Origin of the sequence: Amycolatopsis sp. M39 (assembly GCF_001651785.1) — a bacterium.
GTDB lineage: Bacteria > Actinomycetota > Actinomycetes > Mycobacteriales > Pseudonocardiaceae > Amycolatopsis > Amycolatopsis rubida.
The window spans coordinates 139452-148765 of record NZ_LWSF01000024.1 but is presented as its reverse complement, the minus strand read 5'-3'; the positions used below and the strand labels follow the sequence as shown (position 1 = coordinate 148765).

Genomic DNA, 9314 nt, shown 5'->3' with positions numbered 1-9314 from the left:
GTCTGCCTGCTGCGCGAGGACGGCGACTTCCCGATCCGGTCGTTCGTGCTGTACGAGGGCGCCCGGTTCCCGCTCGGCGTGGTGTCGGCGGGGCTGGTGGTGCTGTCGATGCTGCCGGACCGGGAGGTCGAGGACTATCTGTCCACAGTGGACTTGACGGCCGAGTGGGGTCCGGCGCACCGGGCGGAAGACGTGCGGGCCCGGGTCGCGCGGACGCGGGAGGACGGGTACTCGACCAATCCCGGGCTGGTGGTCGAGGGGAGCTGGGGGATGGCGGCGGCGGTGTTCACGCCGGGCGGGGAACCGGCATGGGCACTGACGCTGACGGGAGTGGAGTCGCGGTTCCGGGAGGAGCGGCGGGGTGAGCTGGGGGCATTGCTGCTCAAGGAGGCGCATGCGTTGACGAACGTGCTCCGGCAGCCCTCGTGAGGGCGATCCCGGCGAGAACCGCGATCGCCGCTCACGAGGCGGTGGCGGCGTTCTCCGCGTCGTAAGCCGCTCGCGCCGCCGTCACCTGGTCCATGTTCCGGCGGGCCCAGCGGTCCAGCAGGTCCAGCGGTTCGGCGAGGTTGCGGCCCAGCTGGGTCAGCTCGTACTCGACCTTCGGCGGGATCACCGGGTAGGCGGTGCGGATCAGGATGCCGTCGCGGACCAGGCTGCGCAGGGTTTGCGTCAGGACCTTCTGCGAGATCCCGTCGACGCGCTTGCCGATCTCGGTGAACCGCAGCGGGCCGTCGGTCAGTGCGCCGACGATCAGCACTGTCCACTGGTCGCCGATGCGGTCGAGCAGCTGGCGCGTCGGGCAGTCGCGGTCGTACGGGTTTCCGAGCACGGCGGCCTCCTCACTCTCCGCAAGAGAGTAACACTCCCCCGGTCAGCAGGCTTTACCGAACCCGAACATTCGTCCCACACCCCTCGTACACCCGCGCGCGACGGTGGTCCGCGGAACACCGACACGGGAGGACGAGAACGATGCGAGGAACGAGGCGGCTGGCACTGGCGGGGTGCGGGGTCGCGGCCGGGCNGGCGGCTGGCACTGGCGGGCTGCGGGATCGCGGCCGGACTGCTCGTGGCCGCGCCGATCGCCAGCGCCGGCACGCAGGCGCCGGCCCCGGCTCCGGTCACGCTGAGCCCGCAGGAGGTGCAGCAGATGTGCACGGCCTGGGTGCCGAAACTGCGCAAACAGGCCCAGAACCTGACCAACCGGATCAACGGCGGACCGGAGGTTTCCGGGTCGGTCGCGAATCTCAAGGCGCGCGCGAACGACGCCCGCACGAAGGGGCACACGGCGCAGGCCGACCGGCTGCAGAAGCGGGCGGACAAGCGGCAGGGCCGGATCGGAGAGCTGGCGAACGCGACGAAGCAGCTCGACGCGTTCACCGCGGCGCACTGCCAGGCGCCGAAGTGAAACGGCTGATCGCGATCGCTGCCGCGGCCGCTGTCGCCGGGCTCGGCTGCGTGGCGTGCGACGACAGTTCGACGCCGTCGTCGGGGGCGGCATCGGACGGCGATCTGAGCACCGTCCAGTCCACGCTGGACTCGATCCAGTCCGATATGGCGGGCGACGGGCAGCGGTGACGCGCGTACCGTTTCCCCCGACGTAGCCGGCCGGAGGAACGGGAGCCCGGATGGGGTCAGCTGGCCGCGGTCTCGTCCTCGTCGTGGAGGACGAGACCGCGATCGCCGAGCTCGCCGCGCTGTATCTGCGGCGCGACGGGTTCGGGGTGGCGATCGAACCGGACGGCGCGAAGGCGCTCGCGGCGATCCGCCGGACACGGCCGGTCGCCGTGGTGCTCGACATCGGACTGTCCGGAATGGACGGTATCGAGATCTGCCGGGCACTGCGCGCGGCGGGCGACTGGACGCCGGTGCTGTTCGTGACCGCTCGCGATGACGAGCTGGATCGCTTGCTGGGCCTCGAAATCGGCGCGGACGACTACCTGGCCAAACCGTTCAGTCCCCGTGAACTCGCCGCCCGCGTACGGACTGTGCTGCGCCGCGCGTCCGGCAGTCCGGCCACGACACTGGCTTGCGGCGGCGTGCGCATCGACGTTCCCGGCCGTCGCGCGTGGGCAGGCCAGGCGGAGGTCACGCTCACCTCCACCGAGTTCGACCTGCTCGCTTACCTGCTGCGCCACCCCGGCCAGGTGCTCTCGCGCGGTCAGCTGCTCAGCGCGGTGTGGGGCTACGCCGCCGCGGCCGGGACCCGCACGGTGGACGTGCATGTCGCGCAGCTGCGGGCAAAACTCGGCGAAGACAGTCCGATTCGGACAGTCCGAGGGATCGGTTACGCGGCGGACGCCGGATGAAAACCACGCTCGCGCTCCGGATCACCGTGGTCTGCCTGGCGGTCGCCGGGATCGCGGTGCTCGTGGCCGGGCTCGTCGCGTCCAGATTGGTCCGCAGCACCGCCGATTCGGTGCTGCGGCAATCGTTGCGGGACCAGGCCGACGTCGTCGCCGGGCAGCTCGACGGCACCGGCATCGGCAACCGGCTCGCGATCGGCAAGGTGGCCGCCGTCGTGCGGGGCCAGGGCATCGAGGTCGTCGTGCACCGGGTCAGCGGCCAGAATTCCGGCCAGGCGACCGCGGTGCGCGCGGCGGAACGGGCCGGGCTCACCTCCGGAATGGACCATTCGACGCGGGTCACGATCGGCGAGGTCGACTACCTCGTGGAAGTGCGCCCGGTCGGCCCGCAAGTCGCGTTCGCGCTCGTGCAGCCGGTGCGCAGCGCCGAATCCACGCAGCATGCGTTGCTGCGCAACATCCTTCTGGCACTGGGCATCGGGCTCTTGGTCGCCGCCATCGCCGGATACGTCTCCGGTCGCTTGCTCGGCCGCCCCCTGCGCCGTGCGGCCGCTGCCGCGGGCAGCCTCAGCGCGGGCCGACGCGACGTCCGGGTTCCGGTCGAAGGTCCTGCCGAGGTCGCGCAGGTGGCGGGCTCGCTGAACGAACTCGCCGACGCGCTGGCCCGCAGCGAATCCCGGCAACGAGAGTTCCTGTTGTCGGTGTCGCACGAACTCCGCACCCCGTTGACCGCGGTGACCGGTTTCGCCGAGGCGATCGCCGACGGAGTCGCCGAAGGCCCGGACGCCCGCCGCGCCGGCGAGACGATCCACCGCGAGGCCCAGCGCCTGGAACGGCTCGTGTCGGATCTGCTGGAGCTAGCCCGCCTCGGCGCCGACGAATTCCGGCTCGACCTGGACGTTTTCGACTTCGCCGCGCTGGTCCGGGACTGCGCGGAGGTGTGGCGGCTGCGCTGCGCCCGCTCGGATGTTCCGCTGACCGTGCGGTCTCCCCCGGGAACCGCCATGGTCACCGCCGACGCCCGGCGGCTGCGCCAGGTCGTGGACGGGCTGGCGGAGAACGCCCTGCGCGTCACACCCCCGGGTGCACCGATGGTGTTCGCCCTGGTGGTCGCGGACGGCCACGCCCGCCTGTCGGTCCGGGACGGCGGACCGGGGCTCGCGCCGGAGGACTACCCAGTGGCTTTCGAGCGCGGCGTGCTCAACGCCCGGTACCGCGACAGCCGCCCGGTCGGGTCCGGCATCGGGCTGGCGCTGGCGCACGGGCTGGTGAGGCGGATGGGCGGGGCGCTGACGGCCGGACCGGCGCCCGAAGGCGGCGCCGCCTTCACCATCGCGCTGCCGCTGGCCTAGTTCACGCACCCGCTGGCAGTCGTCATCTTCGGCTGCGCCGGAGTCCCCGCCGGAGGGGTGGGCGTCGTGGTCTCCGCGATCGGCCGCACCACGCCGCCGCTCGACGACGGGTGGACGGTGCCCGAGCCGGGCGTTCCCCCGGAGGCCGAAACATCCGGCGAACTGATCTGCGCCTGAACGAATTCCTTCACCTGCGCCGGATCCACCTTCACCGCGTCCCCGTCGGACGGGGTGGCCAGCGACAGGCTCTGCACCGGGATCGTGCCGAACGCGATCGCGCCCGAGCTGAGTCCGTGCAGCTGCTGGGCGAAGCTCAGCAGGTTCCAGCCGTGATCGAGGGTGACCGAACCCGCCAAAGCGTCTACAAGGGACGAAAGCCGCGCCGGATCGGTGAAGGTGCCGGAGCCGAGGACGGTTTCCGCCATCGCCGACATGAACGCCTGCTGCCGCGCGATCCGGTCCAGATCGCCGTTGGGCAGGCCGTGCCGCTGCCGGACGAAGGCGAGCGCCCGGGTCCCCGAGACGGTCTGCGTCCCAGCGGGGAAATCCGCTCCGGAGAAGGAATCGTGCACCGGGGCCTTCAGGCACACCCGCACTCCGCCGACCGCCTGGCTCAGCGCGGCGAATCCGGAGAGATTGACCGCGGCGTAATGGTTGACGGTGAGCCCGGTGAGCTTCTGCACCGCGGCGATCGCCGACTTGGCCCCGGCCGCGTCCGCGGCCACTTCCAGCTCCGGGCCGCTCATTCCTTGCTGCGCAAGCTTTCCCCGCTGGTCGGCGCGCGCCCGGCTGTACGCCGAATTGATCTTGTGCTTGCCGTACCCCGGAATGTCCACATAGGAATCCCGGGGGATCGAGATCGCGGTGGCGGCCGCCCCGCCGACCGGGACGTGCACCACGATCATCGTGTCGGTGGTGTTGCCGCCGTCGTCTCCCCCGCCCGCGTGCAGCGCGTCGAGCACGTTCTGCGGCAGCGGCGTCCCGTCCGGTTTGGTGCGGGAATCGAGACCTACCAGCAAGATGTTCTGCGCGACGGCGAGCGGTTCCCCGGCCGGAATGTCGGGCACCTGCGCCGAGGGCGCGATGACGTCGGCGGTGACGAGGCCGGTGTCCAGGCGGTGCAGTTGCGACCATGCGAATCCGGTGACGCCCAGCACCAGGGTGGACACCACCCCCAGCACCGCACGGCCGCCGATCCGGCGGCCCCGGGACGTGATCAGCACGGCCGGCTCCTCGCTTCCCCGGGGACGGATCTCGACCCCCGCGTTCGAGGATCACCGCGTTAGCTGGGAATAGCCTGAGAAACCTGTCGCGAAGATGTGATGCTGCCCGTTCGGCCGAGCGCGCGGCAACAGCCGGTATCCCTTCGGGCACAGGGAGTTCAGCGCGGCATCCGCCGCCACACCGCGCGCGGCACGAACCGCGTCGCCGCGAACACCAAGCGCAACACGCCCGGCACCCACACGACTTCCCGGCGGCGGCGCAACGCGGCCACCGCCGCGCCGGCCACCTGATCGGCGGTGCTGGAGAACGGCGCGGGAGACATTCCTTCGGTCATCCGGCCGATCACGAAGCCCGGGCGCACGAGCAGCAGATGGACGCCGGTGCCGTGCAGCGCGTCGGACAGTCCCGAGGCAAACCCGTCGAGGCCCGCTTTCGCCGAGCCGTACACATAGTTCGCCCGCCGCACGCGAATCCCGGCGACCGACGAGAAGACGACCAGGTTCCCGGAACCCTGAGCACGCAACAGTTCCGCCGCGTGAGTGAGCACTGACACCTGAGCGACGTAATCGGTGTGCACGATCGCGGTCGCGTGCGCGGCGTCGGCCTCCGCGCGGGCTTGGTCGCCGAGAATGCCGAACGCCAGCACGACGGTTTCGAGCGGCCCGTGCTCTTCGAGGACGCGATCGAGCAGCGGGCGATGCGCGGAGAGGTCGTCGGCGTCGAAGTCTTCGGTCGCGACAGTCTCCGCGCCCGCTTCGCGCAGGGCGGCTGTCTGCTCGCTGAGATCCGCGCCCGGCCTCGCGGCGAGCACGAACCGCTTCGCTCCCCCGCGCGCCAGCCGGACGGCCACCGCTGTCCCGATTTCGCTGCGCCCGCCCAGTACCAGCACCGTTCCGCTCACGGTCGGTGAGTCTGCCAGCTTTGCCCTCGATGCCGCGGCCGGCCCGGAACTCCGCGCTCGACGGGTTTCGGCCCGGTGCTGCTCGTCACACTATTTCACTAACTTGGTTAGTTACTTATCTAGTAGTCTTCTTGTCATGACCTCCTCAGCCCGCGGCTCGCGGCGAACCGAATCCCCGGGTGCCGGCAACGCGGCGATGGAGCGCCTGCAAGAGGTGGGAACCCTGACGCGGGTCATCGAACAACGCCTGAGCGGGGCGCTGGGGATCAACGGCACGGACCTGGCGGCGCTGGAGCACCTCGCCACCGACGGCCCGCTGACGGCGAAGGACCTCGCGGACCGGCTGCGGGTCTCGACCGCGGCGAGCACCCACATCGTGGACCGGCTCGAAAAGGCCGGGCACGTCGTCCGCCGCCCGCACGCCACCGATCGCCGCAAGGTGCTGGTCGAGCCGGTCGGGGAATCGATGGACCGGCTCTTCGGCCACCTGCAGCCGCTGCTGCGCGGCGTGGCGGACCTGGTCGAGGCGCTGGGCCCCGGCGACCGGGACGTCGTCACGTCGTTCCTGGCGGGTGTCGTGCGGATCTACACCGACACCGCGGACTCCTTCCCCCAGGGCTGACCGCCCGCACCTCCCCGCCGGGCGCGCATTCGTTCCGCCCGGTACACGAACGCGCCCGGAAAACGAGCGCCAGAATTCGGAGCGAACCATGTCCCTACCCGAAAAGAAGACCTCGCCGCGAGCGACGGGATGGCTGCTGGCCGCCGTGCTCGTGGTCGAGCTGATGGATTTGCTCGACTCGACGATCGTCACCGTGGCGGGGCCGTCGCTGGAGCGGTCACTGGGGACGAGTCCGGCCGGGCTGCAGTGGGTCATCGGCGGCTACGCGCTGACGCTCGGCGCGGGCCTCGTGCTGGGCGGGCGGCTCGGCGACCGCTACGGCCGCCGTCCCGTGTTCCTGTCCGGGCTCGCCGCCTTCACCCTCGCGTCGCTGCTGTGCGCGCTCGCCCCGGACATCGGCCTGCTGATCGCCTTCCGGCTGATCCAGGGCGCGGCCGGGGCGATGATGCTGCCCCAGGGCCTCGGCATCCTGCGCGACAACCTCACTCCCCGGCAGCTCACGAAGGCTCTTGCCGTGTTCGGTCCGGTGCTCGGCCTCGGCGGCGTGCTCGGCCCGGTGCTGGGCGGCGCCCTGATCGACTGGGACCTGTCCGGCCTCGGCTGGCGGCTGGTATTCCTGGTCAACGTTCCGGTCGGCCTCGCCGCGGCGGCGCTCGCCTGGCGGCTGGTGCCCCGCGGCGACGGAATCCGGACACTGCGCGTGGACGTCGCCGGAGCCGTTCTCGTCGCCGCGGCCTCGGCTTTGCTGGTCCTCCCGCTCAACGAGGGGCAGACCTCGGGGTGGCCGCTGTGGACGTGGCTGTCGCTGGGCGCCGCGGCGATCGGCTACACGGGATTCGCGCTGTGGCAACGCCGCACCGTGCGCCGGGGCCGGGCCCCGCTGGTCACCCCGAGCCTGTTCGGCAAGTCCGCGTTCACTGCCGGGCTGGCCGCGGTCGCGCTGTTCTTCGGCGGGCTGATCGGCACGCAGCTGACGCTGACGTTCTTCCTGCAGCTCGGACACGGCTTCACCGCCGGGCAGGCCGGGCTGGGCAACCTCCCGGTCGCACTGGGCACCGCGGTCGGCGGCACCATCAGCGGCGGGCTGCTCGCCGCAAAACTCGGCCGCGGGGTGCTGCGGGCCGGGGCCGTGGTCCAGCTCGCCGGGACCGCCTGGCTGTGGCTGTCCCTCGACGACGCCGCCGGTTTCACGTTCTGGCAGATCGTGCCCGGCAGCGCCGTCGCCGGCATCGGCGCGGGCATCGTGATCGCCGCGGTGTTCAACACCGTGCTCGGCGCCGTCGATGACGACGAGGTCGGTTCCGCCTCCGGCGTCCTGTCCGCGGTCCAGTCGATCGGCGGCTCGGTCGGCGTCGCGGTGTTCAGCACTGTGTTCTTCGCCGGCGCGCTCGCCGGCCAGGTCACCGAAAGCTTCCGCGACGCCCTCGTGGTCCAGGGGATCGTCATCGCGCTGTTCCTGCTCATCTCACCGCTGTTCCCCCGCCGCGCCCGCCCCGGCGAAACCACCACCCCGGAGAGCGCCGCGCCGGCCTCCCGCACCACTTCTTAGGGGGAGGATCCCTTGTCCCGCACCGTTTTGATCTCCGGCGCCAGCATCGCCGGACCCGCCCTGGCCTACTGGCTCCACCGGCACGGCATGACCGCGACCGTGATCGAGCGCGCGCCGGAACTCCGTCTCGGCGGGCAGACCGTCGACCTGCGCGGCGCCGGCCGCACCGTCATCGAACGCATGGGCCTCGAACAAGCCGCCCGCGACCGCGTCACGCACGAGGAGGGCCTGCGTTTCGTCGACGACCGTGACCGGGTCCGCGCGTCCTTCGCCAGCGACGCCCTCGACGGCGACGGGTTCGTCACCGAACTGGAACTCCTGCGCGGCGAACTCGCCGACCTGCTCCACCAGCACACGCGCGAGGACACCCGGTACGTCTTCGGCGACGAGATCACCGGCCTGACCGACACCGGCGACGGCGTGGACGTCACCTTCCGCACCGGACCCGATCAGCGATTCGACCTCGTCGTCCTCGCCGACGGTTTCCGCTCGCGCACCCGGGACCTCGTCTTCGCCGACCTCGCCAGCACCCGCTCGTTCGGCCTGTACACCGCCTACTTCACCATTCCCCGCACCGGATCCGACGCCCGCTGGGCCCGCTGGCACAACGTCCCCGGCCGCCGCGTCGTCCTCCTGCGCCCCGACAATCAGGGCACCACCCGCGCCACCCTGTCCTTCCTGCACCCAGAGCCGGGGCTCGACCGCCTGCGAGCCCCGGCACAGCAAGACTTCCTGCGCCGCCACTACGCCGACGCCGGCTGGGAAACACCACGCGTGCTGGAGGCGATGGGCGACGCGCCGGACTTCTACTTCGAATCCGTCGGGCAAATGCGCCTGCGGCGCTGGTCTCGCGGCCGGATCGCCGCTGTCGGCGACGCCGCCTACTGCGCCTCCCCGCTCAGCGGCATGGGCACCAGCCTCGCCCTCGCCGGCGCTTACGTCCTCGCCGGCGAACTCAGCCGGCACCCCGGCCACCGCGAGGCTTTCCGTTCCTACGAAACCATCATGCGGCCCTACGTCGCCCAAGCCCAGAACGTCTCGTGGCTCGCGCCGCGGCTGGCCTCCCCGAAAACCCGCACCGGCATCCGGCTCCTCACCACCGCCGCCCGCCTCGCCGCGCACCCCAGGGTCAGCCGCGTCACGGCGCGGTTCGCCAACCCGCCGGCAGACGCCGTCGATCTCCCCGGCTATCCCGACGCCCGGCCGGCCACGCACTGAGCGGACCCTGATTCACGAACTGCAACTTCGCAGACTCTGCAGGATCTCGCTACGCCGATCCGGCGCCCCCCTCCCGGGCTTCGCGAGCGCAAGGACCTCGAAACCCACCGCACCATCGCCCTCGCGGCGCTTCGGCTGATCG

11 protein-coding genes are annotated in these 9314 nt (G+C 71.7%); 8 read left to right on the top strand and 3 right to left on the bottom strand.

Annotated elements, in window-relative coordinates; all coding sequences use genetic code 11:
- Positions 1–429: IclR family transcriptional regulator C-terminal domain-containing protein (locus tag A4R44_RS51150; RefSeq protein ID WP_304456052.1), on the top strand; the 429-nt coding region annotated here is incomplete at its 5' end.
- 31 nt (positions 430–460) lie between these two features.
- Here the strand turns inward: A4R44_RS51150 and A4R44_RS35445 are convergent.
- The gene (locus A4R44_RS35445; protein WP_067590647.1) at positions 461–832 is read right to left on the bottom strand and encodes a helix-turn-helix domain-containing protein; all 372 of its coding nucleotides are present in this window, start codon (positions 830–832) and stop codon (positions 461–463) included.
- A 237-nt stretch (positions 833–1069) separates the two neighbouring features.
- On the opposite strand from A4R44_RS35445, the gene A4R44_RS35440 reads away from it, so the two are divergent.
- The 4 genes from A4R44_RS35440 to A4R44_RS35430 are packed head-to-tail and all read left to right on the top strand — an operon-like array spanning position 1070 to position 3658.
- Positions 1070–1408 (top strand): hypothetical protein, encoded by a 339-nt coding sequence (locus A4R44_RS35440; protein ID WP_232791920.1) that lies wholly within the window; start codon positions 1070–1072, stop codon positions 1406–1408.
- The gene (locus A4R44_RS49505; RefSeq protein WP_167545325.1) at positions 1405–1578 is read left to right on the top strand and encodes a hypothetical protein; all 174 of its coding nucleotides are present in this window, start codon (positions 1405–1407) and stop codon (positions 1576–1578) included. The genes A4R44_RS35440 and A4R44_RS49505 overlap by 4 nt, the downstream gene beginning before the upstream one ends.
- A 50-nt stretch (positions 1579–1628) precedes the next feature.
- Positions 1629–2309, top strand: coding sequence for a response regulator transcription factor (locus A4R44_RS35435; protein WP_067590644.1), 681 nt, complete (start codon positions 1629–1631; stop codon positions 2307–2309).
- Entirely contained in the window at positions 2306–3658 is a 1353-nt protein-coding gene (locus tag A4R44_RS35430; protein WP_067590642.1) for a sensor histidine kinase KdpD, read from the top strand. The genes A4R44_RS35435 and A4R44_RS35430 overlap by 4 nt, the downstream gene beginning before the upstream one ends.
- Here the strand turns inward: A4R44_RS35430 and A4R44_RS35425 are convergent.
- Positions 3655–4881 (bottom strand): LCP family protein, encoded by a 1227-nt coding sequence (locus A4R44_RS35425; RefSeq protein ID WP_067590641.1) that lies wholly within the window; start codon positions 4879–4881, stop codon positions 3655–3657. The genes A4R44_RS35430 and A4R44_RS35425 overlap by 4 nt on opposite strands.
- A gap of 158 nt (positions 4882–5039) precedes the next feature.
- Positions 5040–5783: an SDR family NAD(P)-dependent oxidoreductase gene (locus tag A4R44_RS35420; protein WP_067590640.1), complete on the bottom strand. Its 744-nt coding sequence runs from the start codon at positions 5781–5783 to the stop codon at positions 5040–5042.
- Between the two features lie 136 nt (positions 5784–5919).
- Between A4R44_RS35420 and A4R44_RS35415 the strand changes: the two genes are divergently transcribed.
- The 3 genes from A4R44_RS35415 (at position 5920) to A4R44_RS35405 (ending at position 9172) form a co-directional block, all read left to right on the top strand.
- Positions 5920–6405, top strand: coding sequence for a MarR family winged helix-turn-helix transcriptional regulator (locus A4R44_RS35415; protein WP_232791919.1), 486 nt, complete (start codon positions 5920–5922; stop codon positions 6403–6405).
- 88 nt (positions 6406–6493) lie between these two features.
- On the top strand, positions 6494–7954 hold the full coding sequence (locus tag A4R44_RS35410) for an MFS transporter (protein ID WP_067590635.1): 1461 nt from the start codon (positions 6494–6496) through the stop codon (positions 7952–7954).
- A gap of 12 nt (positions 7955–7966) precedes the next feature.
- Positions 7967–9172: an FAD-dependent monooxygenase gene (locus A4R44_RS35405; RefSeq protein ID WP_067590630.1), complete on the top strand. Its 1206-nt coding sequence runs from the start codon at positions 7967–7969 to the stop codon at positions 9170–9172.
- Positions 9173–9314 lie beyond the last annotated feature (142 nt).

Bases quoted from the DNA above. Each gene is read 5' to 3' on its own strand.
- A4R44_RS35415 (WP_232791919.1), top strand. From the start codon at position 5,920: ATGACCTCCTCAGCCCGCGGCTCGCGGCGAACCGAATCCCCGGGTGCC.
- A4R44_RS35410 (WP_067590635.1), top strand. From the start codon at position 6,494: ATGTCCCTACCCGAAAAGAAGACCTCGCCGCGAGCGACGGGATGGCTG.
- A4R44_RS35430 (WP_067590642.1), top strand. From the start codon at position 2,306: ATGAAAACCACGCTCGCGCTCCGGATCACCGTGGTCTGCCTGGCGGTC.
- A4R44_RS35435 (WP_067590644.1), top strand. From the start codon at position 1,629: ATGGGGTCAGCTGGCCGCGGTCTCGTCCTCGTCGTGGAGGACGAGACC.